The organism is Brevibacillus borstelensis (genome assembly GCF_036700025.1).
In the GTDB taxonomy this organism is placed as follows: Bacteria; Bacillota; Bacilli; order Brevibacillales; family Brevibacillaceae; genus Brevibacillus; species Brevibacillus borstelensis.
The window spans coordinates 2,221,769-2,236,968 of sequence record NZ_CP144922.1 but is presented as its reverse complement, the minus strand read 5'-3'; the positions used below and the strand labels follow the sequence as shown (position 1 = coordinate 2,236,968).

Genomic DNA, 15,200 nt, shown 5'->3' with positions numbered 1-15,200 from the left:
ATTGGCCATTTTCTGTGAGCTATTGTTTTTCTTTGTTGATCATCCGGTCGATGATGACTGCCAACAGGACGATCAACCCCTTTGCCACATTTTGGTAAAACGGAGAGACGTTGATCAGGTTCATTCCGCTCGTCAGTATCCCGAGCAGCAGGACCCCGATCAGTGTCCCGACCACGCTTCCTTTGCCGCCGAACAGACTCGTTCCGCCCAGGATGACCGCGGCGATGGCGTCCAGCTCATACCCCGTTCCCGCGACAGGTGTCGCCGATGACAAACGCGCTGTCAGGATGACGGAGGCCAGACCTGCCAGCAATCCCGATGTTCCGTACACAATCGTTTTGTGCAGGTTTACCCGCACCCCCGCGAGCAAGGAAGCTTTTTCATTGCCGCCGATGGCGTAAATATACTGGCCGTGAACCGTTCGCTTTAGGACGAAGTAAAGAATGGCGTAGACCAGCAAAAGAACGACGACAGGAAACGGGATCGGACCTACATAGCCTTGCCCGATGAATTTGTAGACCGGGTTTGTCACCAAAATCGGATTTCCGCCCGTATAGATCAGGGTAAAACCGGACAGCATCGTCATCGAGGCCAATGTTACGATGAAGGGCGTCAGTTTCAGGCGGGAGATCAACAGACCGTTTGCCACCCCGAATACCATCCCCGTCAACAGCCCGGCGGCAATTCCCAGAAACGCATTTCCTGTGGCAAGCGTAACTCCCGCCGAAACCGCTCCCGACAGGCCGACGATGCTGCCTACGGACAAATCAATTCCCGACGTGATGATGACGAGCGTTTGACCGGCTGCCACAATGCCGATTACCGATACCTGTCTTAAAATGTTGATCAGGTTGGACGGCGTCAAAAAGTTTGGTGTCAGCATCGTGAAGATCGCTGCCACGAGAATCAGGATAAAAAACATGCCGTATTGCTGAATCAGACTGAGCCTGTTTACCGCCGGTTTGCTTGCAACCGGATTTGTGCTATTGATCATGTTCATCCCCCCACCCCCGTTGTTTGCCGGGCTCCAGACGCATATTCCATGAGGAGTTCGATGCTGGCATCGGCCTGATCTACCTCTGCGATGATTTCTCCCCGGAACATGATCAAGACCCGATCACACAGTCCAAGGATTTCATCCACATCACTCGACGCGATCACGATCGCTTTTTCCTCATGTGCCAGCCGGTCGAGCAAGTGGTAGATCTCCGACCTTGCCCCGATGTCGATTCCCCTCGTCGGTTCGCTCAAAAGAATAATGTCCGGGGAGGTAAGCAGCCATTTGCCGAGAATCACTTTCTGCTGGTTTCCCCCGCTCAAATGCTTGACCGGATGATGCAGGGCGTGCAGCTTGATGTTCAATTTCCCCACGTACTCTTTGGCGATCTCCTTGATTTTTCCGAGGTTGCGAAGCCCGTAGCCGGAGAATTGCTCCATGCTGGTCAGCGTCATGTTCTGATCCGATCCGAGCTCCAGCACCAGGCCCTCTTCTTTTCTGTTTTCGGTCACCAGCGCGATTCCGTGGCTCATCGCGGTACGCGGTGAATCGATTTGGACCGCCTGGCCTTTGCAAATTAGCTGTCCCCCATCTGCCCGGTCTGCGCCGAAAATAATCCGCATCAGCTCTGACTGTCCGGCTCCCAAGAGTCCGAATATCCCGACGATTTCTCCCTTTCGGAAGGTGGCGGAGACATTGCGCAGGACTCCGTTTTTCCGTATATGCTGCAGTTCGAGAACGACTTCGCCCGGGTTGTGCTTCGTGTTCGGATAGTAATGATCCATCTGTCTGCCTACCATGCATTCGATGATCCGCTCATTGCCGAACTCCGCGATCGGCCCCTCGGCTGTTTTTCTGCCGTCTTTGAGGATCGTGACCCAGTCGCAAATTTGCTGGATTTCATCGAGGCGATGCGAGATGTAGATAATCCCGATCCCTTTTGACTTGAGGGAGTGGATCACTTCAAAGAGCTGATTGGTCTCCGCTGCGGTCAAGGTCGCTGTCGGCTCATCCATGACCAGGACGCGGGAGTCCTCCGAGATCGCCTTCAAGATTTCGACCACCTGCTGCTGCCCGATCGAGAGGTCTTTGACTTTGCGGTGCGGATCAAGCTCAATCTGGTACTTGTCGAGCAGCTCTATCGTCTTCCTAGCGGCTTCGCTCCGAGACAGAAGAAATGATCCCGGTCCTTGTGCCGGCTCTTTGCCGAGGTACACATTTTCTGCAACCGTAAATTCCGGCACGAGACTCAGTTCCTGATGAATGACGCTGATCCCCTGGCGTTTGGCGTGACCTGGACTCAGGATGTGCACATCCTCGCCTTCGATCCGGATGGTTCCCGCATCCTTGGTGTACTCCCCGGCAATGATTTTCATCAACGTGGATTTTCCGGCTCCATTGGCCCCGAGAAGGGCGTGAACCTGTCCTTTTTGCAGGTGAAAGTCTACCTGGTGCAAAATCTGGTTGCTTCCAAAGCTTTTTTCGATTTTCTGCAGACTCAGCAGTGCCAGCATCTGGCTCCCTCCCCTCATCTTTCAATCCCGCTTCCATTTAAAGCGTTTTCAAAAATGGCATTTATTCAAACGTCTTGATGAAATCATTCAGTTGTTCCCTCGTGGGGAGCGCAGGTATGACGTCTTCCTTGGTCACACAGTAGGCGCCGACGCAGCAAGCAAACCGCACGGCTTCCGCAAGCGGCTTGCCTTCCGACAAGGCGACAGCCAATGCCCCTGTAAAGGAATCGCCTGCTCCGGTCGTATCTGCCACGGTTACCTTCGGAGCCGGAATCGATGCGACCTCATCTGCTGTCACAGCCATCGCGCCCTTCTCCCCTCGGGTGACAATGACCGCTTCCGGGCCTTTTTCCAAAAGCAGCCGGGCCAAACGCTCACACTCCACGTCCGTCAGGTCGGCAGCAGGATCGAGGCCGTGCAGGATCAGAAGCTCCGATTCATTCGGAGTGACGATGCTGGACAGCGCGAGCAAATCGTCCAAATCCGGCGTTGCCGGAGCCGGGTTGAGGATCACCGTTTTCCCCCACTTGCGGCCGAGCTCCATGCCTTTGCGGATCGTATCCAAGTGATTTTCCAGTTGGAATACGAGAATATCGGCGCGGCGGATGGACGCTTTCGTCTCCAATTCCTCGGGCAAAAGCAGGTGGTTTGCTCCCGGATCGACGACGATGCAATTTTCTCCATGCTGATTCAGGAAGACGAAGCCCACACCTGTCGGGGCAGCCTGTGAGAAGGAGACCTCATCCACATTGACCCCCGCTTCTCGCAGCATGGCGACGCCGGATTTCCCATACGGATCATCCCCGACACAGCCGATAAAAGAAACAGAGCCTCCCAATTTTGCTGCCGCAACGGATTGATTGGAGCCTTTCCCACCGTCGCAAACAGAGAATCCGCTGCCCAATATCGTTTCTCCCCAAACGGGCATTCGCGGCGTGCTGCAGATAAACCCGACATTGTAGCTGCCGATGACGACGATATGCTTTTGCCCTTGTGTCTCCATCTCTCTTCTCCTTTGGCATCAGAGTAAAGGTAATAAACGTATATTGACGTCTATAAACCATGATATACATATGTTTTCTGTTTTGTCAAAATAAATAACGATCGAAAGAGTCTGAAATTACAGTTTGGGAGAAGCCCTGCTCCCTGCCATAGGATGGCTATGTCGGCATTGACCAATCGACAGGGCAGACGGCCTCGCTTTAATAAACCGTGCTTGCTTCTCCCTGTCCCGTGACGATTTTCACGCTTCCGCTGGTCCCGATCAACTCCGCGCCTGCGTTCAGTATTTTTACGGCATCCTCAAAAGTGCGAATCCCGCCGGACGCTTTTACCCGTGTCTGTGTGCCGGCGATGCGGCGAAGCAATTGGATGTCTTCCACCGTGGCATGGCCGCCCTGTCCCCAGCCGCTGGAATTTTTCAAGTAGGTGACGCCCGCTTCCTTGGCCAACGTAGCGGCTTTTATTTTTTCTTCCTCATCCAGCATCCCGAATTCGAGCATGATTTTGACCACTCTGCCCTCGGCCGCTTTGACGACAGCCGCGATTTCCTGAGCGAACTCGTCGTAACGCCCGCTTTTGAACAATCCGTAGTTCGGCATGAAGTCAAACTCATCTGCTCCGGCAGCAATCACGTCGCGCGCCTCTGCCACCTTTGTAAAAGTGGTAGCTCCGCCCATCGGGTAGCCAAATGCCGTACATACCTTTACTTTGCTGCCCGCAAGCAGTTTTTTGGCGAGGGGAATCCACACCGGCTGAATCATCGCCCCGTCAAATCCGTAGGTCAGGCATTCTTCGCAAACTCGTTTGATATCTGCCTCCGAAGCATTGGGGGTTACCAGCGTATGCTGAATTTTTGCGGCAACTTGCTCTACCGTAAATGTAGCCATTTTCTTCAACTCCTCTATGTTTGGATAGCGATCCTTCCTACTGGGCAGCCTTACCTTTTGCGATCATCCTGTTGGCTATCTCCGTGATTTTCTCAATTTCTTCGGCTGTAGCCGTTTCCACCGTACGCTTGACGATGCTTTCGCACATTTCCTTGATCTCCGTATAATCATCCGGGTCCTGCCCCCGCTTTTTCAGTGCCGCAGACAGCCACGTCTTTCCATAGCTCGTGTGGATCGTCTCATCGGCCCAGTCGAAGTCCATGTCGTGCTGGCTGGTGCGGTCATTCATCGATTCGAAATTTTTGATTCTGTCCAGCTTTTTCCCGATATTCTTCGATTCAAAGTAAAACAGCATGCCGAGCCGGTAGATCGGGTCCTGTCCTTTGCAGCTGTCGTAAATGTACGTGCCAAGCGGCAGTTCCGCTTCCTCAAATCCCCATGATCGGAGCCGCTCATAGCCCATCCGGCAATGTCTGCTCTCGTCGTAGACCCAGCGCGCGGCGTCATAGATAAATTCCCATCCCAGCTCCCCGGCAAACGAGTAGAGGACATGTCCCGCATTTTCCACCGCCCAAATCTCGTTCAGATGGCTGACGGCGCTCCGAAGCTGCAGCCGGAAGCCTTCTCCGTAAGGAAACGACGGGTCCACATTGTCCGGCCAGTAGAAGCGCACATGAATAAAGCGGCCATCTCTGGCGGGCACTTCCATCGGGGCAAAGGGGATCGCATGAGAGAGCGCTTCGGCGGACTCGCCGGCTGCTGCGGGCTGATTTCCCAAAGCTGTCTCTTTTTGCTCAGCCTCTGCCACTGGCGCATCAAGGCCGATTCCGCCCATCGCCTGCAAGCGCTCCTGGATCTCATTTGTCCACTGTTCGGCGAGGACTCGATCCGTATGATCGGCACGAGCCGACTCTCTTTCGAGCAACAGACTTATCTCCCGAATCTGCCTTTGTTTTTCTTCCACAGCGAGATTCATGAAGCGGTAGGTTGGGCCGTCCCCGATATGATCGGCCAAGCGGAGATAGGTCTGGTAAGCCTGGAGAAGCGCCGGTTTGAACACATGTGCCAGCGTCGACAGGAAGGCTAGCGCATTCGGTGCCGAGCGTGCCCTCTGGATGAGGTCGATCAGCTGCTGGTCCTCGCCCACTTCCAGAATCCGGCTTGGGAAACGCAGTTCAAACACTCGTTCCCGCAGCGCATTTGCAGTCATCGCGTCCTCCCACAAGATTTTGGGCAGAAGCGTTTTCATGTCAAAGTAAGGAATGCCTGGAATCCAGCCTGCCTCGCCTACGACCAGCTCTTTTTCGCAAAGGTAAAATCGCTTCAGGATTACAGCCGTGTCGTAACGCATGTACTTGCCCCGCTCAGATCCCGGCAGATACGTTTGTGTCATCCGCTTTTCTCCTCCTTGTCGTCTCACATAGAACGTTGCTGGCGTCATTGTCGGTACATTTTTCCAGAAAATCTACGAACATCCATTTTCGATCGATTATTCACTTGAAAGAATGCGAGTTTCAGATTATGATATGTTCATGTTGGAATATATACCTCTATGGACGTCTGATAATAACGTAAAGGTTTTTCCGCCGGATGTCAATCCCATTTTTCCAAGTAGTCAGTTTTTTTTCCTATTCTGTTTTTTTGTCTCTCTTACCACACTGTCTGTGGAAAATCCATTTCTACCGAAGGAGAATGTACATGAACTTCTTACAAAGTATGTGCGGGCCTCACCATCTTCCTCCTCGCCTGGAGGTTCACCAGTCATGGTGGGCTATGCGCGGGATCGGCGATGAAAACGGCGAGTGGTCCCTCGCAAAAAAGCTTGCGAAAATTGCGGAAGCAGGCTACGGCGGCATTATGGGGAGACTGCCTGCCCCTGAAGAAGCAGGCCTCTGGCGCAGCTTGCTCGACCATTACAACCTGCAATTCGGCGTCGAAGCTTTCCCGGAGGAGCCGGAAGAATTTGCGGCGTTTCTGCGCAAGGCTAAACAGTTTGGCGTCAGCTACGTAAATGCGCAAGTCAAGGATTCCTTCGTCGTAGGCGAAAAAGCGATCAACCGGCTCAAGGGCATCATCCGCGAAGGCAAAAACCATGGGATTCCTGTTTTTGTGGAAACGCACCGCGGACGGATTACACAGGATTTGCTGCGAACGGTCGAGTATGCGGAAGCATTGCCTGACCTTCGCCTTACCATCGATCTGTCTCATTACGTCCTGGCTGGCGAGATGCTTGTTCCCCATCCTCAGGCGGAAGCGTGCTTTCAGAAATTGCTGAAGCGGACTTCCTGCATCCACGGCAGAGTATCCAACGGCCAGCAAATACAAGCAGACATCGGACCTGGCGGCGAGCATCCGATGACGGAGCGCTATATGCAATGGTGGAAGCAGGGCATGGCTTGCTGGCTGGATGAAGCAAGGCAGGGAGATGTGCTTCCTTTCGTCTGTGAACTAGGGCCTGTCCCCTATGCGATTGCCCTGAACGGATACCTCGCTACGCCCGCGGAAGAAATCTCGGACCGCTGGCAGCAATCGCTGGTATTGAAAGAATTGGCGGAAAAGGCCTGGCGGGAAGTGCAGCAGGCCCGTTCGTAATGGAACGGGCCCACTTCCGGGCAAAAAAATAGACAGCCTCTGCACAGTTTGGCTGTCTTTGATCCCCAGAACAATTTTACGAGGAATTGTCATTCCTTACTTCTATTATCGGCCAAGCTGCCTTTCCTTTTATAGGTCCAAATTGTGGAAAATGGGCCCCTATCGATCGTTCCCGACGGAAAAAATACCGGCAAAATCGCAAAGAGAGGCAGCTTGCGTCAAATCTTTTTGTGGCCTCGCACCTTCGCGTCTTGCGAAATTTTGAGGTCGCTTGTATACTCCACCTCATCGATCTCGCAGCCTTCTCCGATCACAACATTTTTTCCTCTGACGACTTTGGCTCGCGTATATTCCAGATAGATTTCGTCGCCTTCGATGGTACCTGCGTGCAGTTCATGGGCCCCAGCGAAAAAGGATCTGATCAGCTTGCCGATGCCAAACCTTCTCCCTTGTTTGACCGTTATTTTCTCGCCGCCAATTTCCTTGGCGCGCGCCTTTCCGTACAGCTCGATGTCGATTGTTCCCGCATTCAGCAGCCCGTCAACCGAAAAACTGCCCAGTCCTCGAAAAGACTCCGCCTCACAGTCATGGGCAATCGAAACCGAACCTTGTATCTCAATGCTCTCCCCGGACACCGTCCCCTTGATGCCGCAAGAGCCGCTCACCAGCACTTCACCGCTCGTCAAATTGCCCTCAATATCGCAGGTGCCATATACCTTTACCTTTCCGGCGTTTACATTCCCCTGAAAAGAGGCTGTGCCATTCACTTTGATCCGCTCAGCCTTTACATTTCCGCGGACGTCGGAAGTCCCGTTGCAAAAGAATGAAGCACAGTCCAGATCGCTTGTTATCGTACCCGATCCGTTTATTTTCACTTCGTCGACGGAGCCTCCAGTCGCCGTTCCTGCTCCATTGATATTGATACTGCTACGCTGTTGATTATCCATCGTTGCCAACCTCCGTTACCCAATCTGTAGTTTTAGTTCTTCTATGCAGCTATTCAGGTTTAGCCGCTGCACGATTTTTGTGTTTCTTTCAAGATATACGCGACTGTCGCTTTCGATCAGCAAAAAAGTGGATATCCCCAGCTTTCGCACAAACATCAGGTCGAATTTTTTGCGTTCCAGGCTGGCAGAGTGATCCTGAAAAATCTGAAGCAGCATCTTCCCTTCATCCAGGCTCATTTCGCCGGTTTTCAGCATTTTATCCAGTACAAACAACTGCAGAATCCGTTCAAAAGGAAACGGACTGCTGTCTCCTGTTTGTTCCAGATAAAAATTCAGCGAAACCTCTGTAACAATGTTTCGTTTTATCAAATCCTCTTTCGTCAATGACAGCTCTGCTGCATTGGGCGAAAACATATCCGCCAGTTCGTCCAGGGACAAATCCTCTTTCATATTCAAGATTTTGTCGATCCGAATCAATATCTTGTCTTTGGGGAAAAACGTCTCTTGGCCCGTAAACGTGGACTTGCGGATGAACCACTCCTCCGGGATCAGTTGTTTTCGTTTCCATCTATAGAGCTGTCCGTATGAAATGCCTGTCAGCTCCAGCAGCTCTTTTTTGGAGATTAGTCCTGGTTCCATTTGGAACACCTCCTGAAGATAATGTAACATAACATTGTTACGTTTTAAATGCGGTCTTTTATCCCCTTGTTTTGTGCCTTCCTTCCTTTGACTCATTGTTCTCGTTTTTGCTTTGTTCTCCGTCCTCCTATCAACAGGACTCTCGCGCATTTTCTTGCGATCCTGCCATTTGTCCCACACTTTTTCTGTTTCAGCCGCATTTTGTATACAAACTTCACCAAAAAAGGACTGATCCCATCGGTGAAACGAACGAAACAACGCCGCGATCGACTCTTCCAATACCCAGCAACAGGAAAGTGTCGGAGCGGACGGTCGCGCGCGAAATCTCGGAATGAGAGGAAAACAGTCTGAACCTAGCAAAAAGCGAAAGAAGAAACGGGACAACGAGGGTCTCGTCATCGTGATCAACAATCAGGTCGCCAAGCGCCGCAACAAGAAAAGCATGGCTGCAGCAGCTACGCAGGTGGCCAGCGGCAGTGGAAAAGACAGTACATGCGGAACGAATGCGGCTATCCAAAGCTCTACGAAGCAGCAGCAAGCTGTTGGCGGCGGAACGACCGGACGGGCTCTGAACAGGGGAATGAATAGCCGGCAAAAGGAAGGCCGTGCGAAAAGCAGGAAGAAGTAAGCATTGCAAAATAGGGAGAATGGAACAAAAAAAAGACCCCGCGAGCTTTTGCTGCCGAGGTCCCCCCATCGCTGTCTTTCCATGCTGCGCTGAATCAATTCCACAATTCATTTGTTCATCGGCGGATTGGAAAGGCGATGAATTCCTGGTTCCACATTTCCTCATTCACCTTTCTGGCTCCAAATACTGTTCCTTTTCCCGTAAACTGTTTGCGGAGGTGATTTGGTTGCGTCCGTTTTTTTTCGACTGGTAAAGGGCTTTGTCAGCAAGCCCCAAAAGCTCGGACAGATCAAAGCTGCTTTCGCTCGTCACCACTCCCAGCGATGCGCTTACCCGAATTTCTTTCTCTTCGTGGCAGATGATTCGATCGGCCAGCCCTTGGTGAATCCGCTGCGCTACTTCCATTGCCTCCTCTTCTCCTGTTTCCGGCAAAAGAATGACAAACTCTTCTCCCCCATAGCGGGCCGTACAATCCGTTTCGCGTACGTGGGAACGGATGAACCGGGCTGTCTCTCGCAGAACCGCATCCCCCGCGAGATGCCCATACTGATCATTAATCCGCTTGAAGTGATCAAGGTCGATCAAGATAAGCGAAAGCTGGTGGTGATACCTCTCGGAGCGAAGCTTTTCTTCCTTGAATTTCGCCTCAAAATACCCGCGATTGTGCAGCCCTGTAAGCTTGTCCTCCGTCGCCTTCTTCTCCAGCTCCCGCTCCATTTCTTTTCTCTCTGTCAGATCGGACAATACGAGAATCCTTCCGTTAATAAAGCCATCGTCCTTGAAATGATACGTATTGACGCTGAACGTGTATGAATTCCCGCCTTTGACAATCTCCAACTCCCTGCATCCTGCCGTTTTTTCCGTGTACAAGAGCGAAAAGATCGCCTCCACCGCCTGGTTTTCCTCGGCACCCAGCTTTTCTTCCACTTCCCAAAAATACTGCTGAGTAACATCTGCCTTCCCTACCCCGAGAAACTGCAGCATGCTTGCGTTGCAAACATCAATAATGCCTTCCCGGTTGATCCCGATCACCAGATCGCGGGAATTCTGCAGCAGCACATGCTGCTTGTTGGCCACCTGGTCCCGCAGATTCACGACAGTTCGAATCAAATAAACGAGCAATCCCGTGAACAGGATGTTCAGGCACATCTCGATGAGGTAGTCAGCCTGAAAGCTGCCTACGAGAATTTTTACCAGCAGCAAAATGAGATTGGATATTCCGGTGACGATCAGTCCGGCTGTCGTCGACAAAAACAAGGTGGCAAGGACAATCGGGATGTAGTACAGCTCAATCCCGAGCTGGGAGCCAAACAGGTAGTAATGCTCGATTGTCCACAGGCCGCAAATAACCATCGCTATGCCCGTGATCGCGTACGTCACCCATTTGCGGAGTCTGCGAAATGTTTTGATCCAGGTGGGCTGGACCACAATATACGTCATCGAGAGCGCCGTGATGTCGATCAAAAAATGCAAAGCGTAGGGCAGTATCTGAAAGTAAAAGAGCTTTACAAGCGTGTATGCTGCATAAAATAAAAGAATGGCTATATTTTTTAAAGTCAGGGCAAGTCCTTCCTTCACGTGGTCGATCACTCCTGTTATTCGTGTTGTTAGTTAGCATAGAGACGGATGTTTTGAATGCCTGTGCCGGGGGTATTTCGGCACTCCTAGATTATATCGGCTAAACCGCTCTTTTTTCATACCGGTATTATGCATTCTACGAAAAAAGAGGTTAACCCCCTTAACGGTCAACCTCTACCCGCACGACTGTCGATTTTGCAAGATACGGCATGTAGTCCGACTACCGCCATGCAGCGCCGCAACGTGTACCGGGAGAGGCACACGTCATTTGCATGCAGCAGTTATCAGCTTGTTTCCTGCGTTTGCAATCGGATAAAACTTCTGCTCATTTCCACTTAAAAACGGTACAACAGCACGCAAGCCTTCTCATGATGATTTCACCCACACACGGAGCGATCCTATCGATGTGAAACCGGATAGTAGAGCCGCCGACAAGTCGCCCGCTCGTTCGTATCCCACCATTGGCACTCCCGGAAATTCAGCCGACACTATGCTTGCAATATCCAGCCACAGACCTTCATTGGCATGATCCGTAGTAAAGACGTTGGAAATCCCTACTACACCCGCAGCCAGATTTGCAATAAAACCGGAGATTTCACCCTTTTCTTCGTGCATGAATAGTTTCACGGCTGTTTGCTTCAATAGATCAGCCTTGATCACGTCTTGCAATCCATTGGCATGCGTCCAGCTCATCAGGTCTTTTTCGGTGGCAATCAAGCGCCATGAAGCTCGTGCTGGTCGACTAACCGAAATCGAGTCGCGGTATATCCATTCTGCCTCAAGCAAGATGTCAAAACCAAAAGGGGACAAGTCCAGATTCGCATAGCTGTCTTTAATGCTCAAAATGTCTCGCCTCCCCGCGAAGGCTTGTACATCGGCAGTTGTTGCATTCCTGCTCGAAGAGATGATATCAGGATAAAAAGCAGGCGCCTTCGAAAGCACTCCCCAGACGTGGCTGTGAGCGGCTTGGGCAATCCCGTGCGTATCACAAACAGTCCCGCACCATGCGATATTATTTTGAACGGCGGCATCCACCCGGTCCATCATCATCCGACTAGGCCTCCATCTCATTTGCCAAGGCGACCAGCTTGTTGAGCGTATTCCAATTGCGGACCGTCACCGGGACATCCAGCTTCTGCAGATTCGCGGAAAGCTTGGAATTGCGTACACTCCGACCGAACAATAGGAAGATCTCCCGGCCTGCAATGTAATACTGCTCGTTTTCATTTTTGTAGGGGGCCAAGCGTTCCATCCCTTCCCGTGAAGGCTCCCTGAGCAAAAAGCCTACGTACAGGCTTTCTCCCTCTGCCGATTCCTCCGCTTTCTCCAGCGCGGCTTCCGAAAATGGACAGCTCGCGGCAATCCGTCTCAATTCCTCAGCCGTCCGCAAAACGACACTCACGGAAAAACCGTGGGCTGCAGCTATCTCCTGTTCAATCCGCTCGCGCAGCGGTTCTTCCTCCTCTTCCGATTCGAAGAGAACATTGCCGCTTTGGATATACGTCCGCACACGGCCGAGGCCCATTGTTTCAAATGTACGCTTCAGCTCCGCCATCTTGATCATATTCTTGCCGCCTACGTTAATCCCGCGCAAAAGCGCGATATAAATGGCCATCGATCCCACGACCCTTTCCATGCATAGTGTGAACACCCCATTTGATGCTCTAAAGCGATGCACCGATTTGGAAGTTTCCATTGTCGCAACATTATCTTAAAAGGGTATCATGGGTGTATCTGGATATGCAATTGCCGATTCCATTTTCAATAGTTCGCTCACCATTTCTTCCAATCGACAGACATGCGTCTACGAACGCAAAAAAGCCTCACCGAATCTCGATGAGGCATGCAACCTATAGAACTGCTGCTACCATTCAAAAAATGGTGAATGAAGGCACACCTTCTATGACACAGTACCCAGCCATTAGTAAAGCCGGTTCTTATAGCTGTCTTGCAGTTGGCTTGCTACCTCTTCTGCCGTAGAGTTTGGGGTTTTCGAGTGATCTGCCAGCATTTTCGGGACGGAAGGCAGCAGCTCCTTGGCCAACCACGAATCCGGATTCCACAGACCGGAGCGGATGAAGGCTTTTGCACAGTGCGCGTACACCTCTTCCACCTCAACCCCGATGCCAAACATGGGAGTCCGGCCGCTTACTGCGGTTTTTTCAAGCAATTCCGGATCGCGGCAAACAACCGCTTTACCGTTTATCCGCAGCGTTTCCCCCAGTCCGGGAATGAAGAATAGAAGGCCGACGTGGGGATTTGCAATAATATTTTGAATGGAATCCATCCGGCGGTTGCCCGGGCGTTCGGGAATAAACAGATGATGGTCATCCAGCACGAGGACAAATCCGGGTGCATCGCCACGCGGCGACACGTCGCAATGGCCGTTTGCATCGGAGGTAGCCATCGCCAGGAAGGGGGACTTGGATATAAACTCGCGGCAATGGCGGTCAAGAGCGTGAACCACTTTGTTTGCCGCAAGTGAGCTCGGATTTCCCAAAGGCTCGCGAAGCTCTTTCATAAATTGTTGTTCGGTGGAGATCACATCACGAAATACGGCGCTCATTTTATCACCTTTTCCCTGTGGAATATCCTCCCATCGTACTACACTTCCTGTGTTTCTGCCATTGCGCCCGAGGGTATTGCGGCTCATCCCATGCCTTTGTTGCCGCGAAGCTACTCGATTTCAAAACGGGCAGCCACAATGATTTCCTTTTCATTTGCGGAAAAGCTTTTGATAACCCGGTATTCTCCCTTGGTCAAGGTATAGTCAAGGTCACTCATGCTAATTTGGTCCTCGCGCGTTTCTCCCGGCTCGACAAGAAGACCAATGGACGTAAACGCGATATCGGAGCGCATTGGGACCACGTACCATTTTCCTTGCTCCCGTTTCTCAAGCGTAAAAGGCGTCCCAAATGTCAACGTAGTAGGACCGTCGTTTTTGATTTTCAACGTCACCTTGTCAATGGAAGCGGAGTAGCTGGGTTGTTCTGTATTCATTTCCACCTTGGCTTCTTCTGTGCTCGCCTGATTGGATATTTCTCCGTAGCTCGACAGGGTTGTCAACGGTTTTGTCTTTTCCGAAGAACAGGCGGCCACGAGCATTACAGCCAAGGCAACAGCGGCTATCAAAAAAATCTTTTTAAGCATGTTTTTCCCCCCTTCTTTAAAAGACGGAGGCGCTGCTGGAGCGTTTCCATTTTATTGGGACCTGTGAGCAGATTTTTTTATTTTCCTAAAATAGCTTTTATGCGTTCCTTTTTCTCTGTCTCATTCAAGTATTCGAAGAACCCCAGCCGATTTCCCCAGGGGTCGGAAAAAGTCCCCCATTTTACAGGAACTTCTTCTCTCGAACAGATTTCAAAGCTCTCGATATGCAATTCCCTTCTTAGCCTGTCCCGCTCCGCTTCGATATCTGCAACGCCAAAGCGAATAGGTCCGCTGCCATCAGCGGGAGCACCTTCCGCCACCTGCAGCCAACATCCGGGAATAAGCTCCCATTCTGCGAATCCTTCGTGAGGGATGAAGTCGGGTTCCTTTTTGAGCAGTGTTTGATACCACTTTTGTCCTTCTTTTATATCTGGAACACGAACTTGAACCGTCATTTCATAGATCAAACATATTCCTCCCTTACATACCCGACAGCTTGTATATACTCGTCATACCATTTTTTCCATTCGCTTTCTCTGGAATCTATCGTCCTGCCATCCAATAGTGCCTTGACTTTCAGACAAACATGGCAGCGCGTTGCAGATACAGGCTCAGGCCATCCAGCCCTTAGTTCTTTCCTGCTTTTTCAAAAAAGCTGATATAAACATCAGGAGCGACCTCAACATCCCGCTTCCATTGATAATGATTTTTTTCGTACAGATTTTTGGCAGGGGTATTTTCTCTGCCGGTCGCTACTTTAAAAGCAGAACAGTTTGCATTCTGCAATTCCATCGCCACCAACAGCTTTTGGGCAATTCCCTTTCTGAAATGAGCCGGATGCACAACCATTCTGCAGATCGTCAGTTCTTCATTTTCTATGGTATAGGAAATGGCGCCTGCAAGTTTGTTATCGATAAAATAACCCAAGAATTCCTCGCCGCACTGCTGGAACTCTTGAAATGATTCTTTCAACGGGGGGATTTCAAAAAAATTGATCAGTTCGGCTTCTACCTGGTATGCGGCTTTTTGCAGGTCGAAGAGCTTTTGGACGGTATCGGTTTCGGTGAAATTGATTTTGGTGATCATGGAGACTCCTTTTAGAAAGTATGTCCGTTGCAACATTTTTCCTTTATTAGCATTTCCATTTTGATGAATCGTCTGATTCTCTATTCACTTCAGATAAATGTAGGATTGAGTTACAGATGCTGGATCTATTCATTATACCTTGAAGAATGAATATCTTACATTATGTATTTTCATCACCGA

General features: G+C 51.0%; 16 protein-coding genes. 2 read left to right on the top strand and 14 right to left on the bottom strand.

Going from position 1 to position 15,200, the window contains the following annotated elements; translation table 11 throughout:
* Positions 1-19: 19 nt before the first annotated feature.
* The 5 genes from V5G20_RS10335 to V5G20_RS10315 form a co-directional block, all read right to left on the bottom strand.
* Entirely contained in the window at positions 20-994 is a 975-nt protein-coding gene (locus V5G20_RS10335) for an ABC transporter permease (RefSeq protein ID WP_051567470.1), read from the bottom strand.
* Positions 995-996: 2 nt separating this feature from the next.
* Positions 997-2,511, bottom strand: coding sequence for a sugar ABC transporter ATP-binding protein (locus V5G20_RS10330; protein WP_338463388.1), 1,515 nt, complete (start codon positions 2,509-2,511; stop codon positions 997-999).
* Positions 2,512-2,572: 61 nt separating this feature from the next.
* A complete protein-coding gene (rbsK, locus tag V5G20_RS10325; RefSeq protein WP_024985620.1) occupies positions 2,573-3,514 on the bottom strand; it encodes a ribokinase in 942 nt (313 codons plus the stop codon).
* A 199-nt stretch (positions 3,515-3,713) separates the two neighbouring features.
* Positions 3,714-4,400 (bottom strand): deoxyribose-phosphate aldolase, encoded by a 687-nt coding sequence (deoC, locus tag V5G20_RS10320; protein ID WP_003386405.1) that lies wholly within the window; start codon positions 4,398-4,400, stop codon positions 3,714-3,716.
* Positions 4,401-4,437: 37 nt separating this feature from the next.
* Positions 4,438-5,793, bottom strand: a complete 1,356-nt coding sequence (locus V5G20_RS10315) for a DUF455 family protein (protein WP_171506619.1) — start codon at positions 5,791-5,793, stop codon at positions 4,438-4,440.
* Between the two features lie 305 nt (positions 5,794-6,098).
* Here V5G20_RS10315 and V5G20_RS10310 point away from each other — a divergent pair, with 305 nt between their 5' ends.
* Positions 6,099-6,992, top strand: a complete 894-nt coding sequence (locus V5G20_RS10310) for a sugar phosphate isomerase/epimerase family protein (protein ID WP_227277541.1) — start codon at positions 6,099-6,101, stop codon at positions 6,990-6,992.
* Between the two features lie 218 nt (positions 6,993-7,210).
* On the opposite strand, the gene V5G20_RS10305 is transcribed toward V5G20_RS10310, so the two are convergent.
* The gene (locus tag V5G20_RS10305) at positions 7,211-7,939 is read right to left on the bottom strand and encodes a polymer-forming cytoskeletal protein (protein WP_003386408.1); all 729 of its coding nucleotides are present in this window, start codon (positions 7,937-7,939) and stop codon (positions 7,211-7,213) included.
* A 15-nt stretch (positions 7,940-7,954) separates the two neighbouring features.
* Positions 7,955-8,578 (bottom strand): YhbD family protein, encoded by a 624-nt coding sequence (locus tag V5G20_RS10300; protein ID WP_338463387.1) that lies wholly within the window; start codon positions 8,576-8,578, stop codon positions 7,955-7,957.
* Positions 8,579-8,909: 331 nt separating this feature from the next.
* On the opposite strand from V5G20_RS10300, the gene V5G20_RS10295 reads away from it, so the two are divergent.
* Positions 8,910-9,206 (top strand): hypothetical protein, encoded by a 297-nt coding sequence (locus V5G20_RS10295; protein WP_003386411.1) that lies wholly within the window; start codon positions 8,910-8,912, stop codon positions 9,204-9,206.
* Between the two features lie 165 nt (positions 9,207-9,371).
* Here the strand turns inward: V5G20_RS10295 and V5G20_RS10290 are convergent, their stop codons facing one another.
* The 7 genes from V5G20_RS10290 to V5G20_RS10260 all read right to left on the bottom strand — a co-directional run bounded on the left by V5G20_RS10290 (position 9,372) and on the right by V5G20_RS10260 (position 15,020).
* Entirely contained in the window at positions 9,372-10,784 is a 1,413-nt protein-coding gene (locus tag V5G20_RS10290; RefSeq protein WP_003386412.1) for a diguanylate cyclase, read from the bottom strand.
* A gap of 366 nt (positions 10,785-11,150) precedes the next feature.
* A complete protein-coding gene (locus V5G20_RS10285) occupies positions 11,151-11,834 on the bottom strand; it encodes a hypothetical protein (RefSeq protein ID WP_024985625.1) in 684 nt (227 codons plus the stop codon).
* Between the two features lie 4 nt (positions 11,835-11,838).
* Positions 11,839-12,399, bottom strand: coding sequence for a DUF1697 domain-containing protein (locus V5G20_RS10280; RefSeq protein ID WP_338463462.1), 561 nt, complete (start codon positions 12,397-12,399; stop codon positions 11,839-11,841).
* 306 nt (positions 12,400-12,705) lie between these two features.
* On the bottom strand, positions 12,706-13,350 hold the full coding sequence (locus tag V5G20_RS10275) for a pyridoxamine 5'-phosphate oxidase family protein (RefSeq protein WP_024985627.1): 645 nt from the start codon (positions 13,348-13,350) through the stop codon (positions 12,706-12,708).
* Between the two features lie 110 nt (positions 13,351-13,460).
* A complete protein-coding gene (locus tag V5G20_RS10270) occupies positions 13,461-13,934 on the bottom strand; it encodes an immunoglobulin-like domain-containing protein (protein WP_003386416.1) in 474 nt (157 codons plus the stop codon).
* 77 nt (positions 13,935-14,011) lie between these two features.
* Positions 14,012-14,401: a VOC family protein gene (locus V5G20_RS10265; RefSeq protein ID WP_039070705.1), complete on the bottom strand. Its 390-nt coding sequence runs from the start codon at positions 14,399-14,401 to the stop codon at positions 14,012-14,014.
* 160 nt (positions 14,402-14,561) lie between these two features.
* Positions 14,562-15,020 (bottom strand): GNAT family N-acetyltransferase, encoded by a 459-nt coding sequence (locus tag V5G20_RS10260; protein WP_003386418.1) that lies wholly within the window; start codon positions 15,018-15,020, stop codon positions 14,562-14,564.
* Positions 15,021-15,200: the final 180 nt, after the last annotated feature.

Excerpts from the sequence above, each read along its gene's own strand:
- V5G20_RS10335 (WP_051567470.1), bottom strand. The coding sequence starts at position 994 with ATGATCAATAGCACAAATCCGGTTGCAAGCAAACCGGCGGTAAACAGG.
- V5G20_RS10330 (WP_338463388.1), bottom strand. The coding sequence starts at position 2,511 with ATGCTGGCACTGCTGAGTCTGCAGAAAATCGAAAAAAGCTTTGGAAGC.
- rbsK (WP_024985620.1), bottom strand. The coding sequence starts at position 3,514 with ATGGAGACACAAGGGCAAAAGCATATCGTCGTCATCGGCAGCTACAAT.
- deoC (WP_003386405.1), bottom strand. The coding sequence starts at position 4,400 with ATGGCTACATTTACGGTAGAGCAAGTTGCCGCAAAAATTCAGCATACG.
- V5G20_RS10315 (WP_171506619.1), bottom strand. The coding sequence starts at position 5,793 with ATGACACAAACGTATCTGCCGGGATCTGAGCGGGGCAAGTACATGCGT.
- V5G20_RS10310 (WP_227277541.1), top strand. The coding sequence starts at position 6,099 with ATGAACTTCTTACAAAGTATGTGCGGGCCTCACCATCTTCCTCCTCGC.
- V5G20_RS10305 (WP_003386408.1), bottom strand. The coding sequence starts at position 7,939 with ATGGATAATCAACAGCGTAGCAGTATCAATATCAATGGAGCAGGAACG.
- V5G20_RS10300 (WP_338463387.1), bottom strand. The coding sequence starts at position 8,578 with ATGGAACCAGGACTAATCTCCAAAAAAGAGCTGCTGGAGCTGACAGGC.
- V5G20_RS10295 (WP_003386411.1), top strand. The coding sequence starts at position 8,910 with ATGAGAGGAAAACAGTCTGAACCTAGCAAAAAGCGAAAGAAGAAACGG.
- V5G20_RS10285 (WP_024985625.1), bottom strand. The coding sequence starts at position 11,834 with ATGATGATGGACCGGGTGGATGCCGCCGTTCAAAATAATATCGCATGG.
- V5G20_RS10280 (WP_338463462.1), bottom strand. The coding sequence starts at position 12,399 with ATGGCCATTTATATCGCGCTTTTGCGCGGGATTAACGTAGGCGGCAAG.
- V5G20_RS10275 (WP_024985627.1), bottom strand. The coding sequence starts at position 13,350 with ATGAGCGCCGTATTTCGTGATGTGATCTCCACCGAACAACAATTTATG.
- V5G20_RS10270 (WP_003386416.1), bottom strand. The coding sequence starts at position 13,934 with ATGCTTAAAAAGATTTTTTTGATAGCCGCTGTTGCCTTGGCTGTAATG.
- V5G20_RS10260 (WP_003386418.1), bottom strand. The coding sequence starts at position 15,020 with ATGATCACCAAAATCAATTTCACCGAAACCGATACCGTCCAAAAGCTC.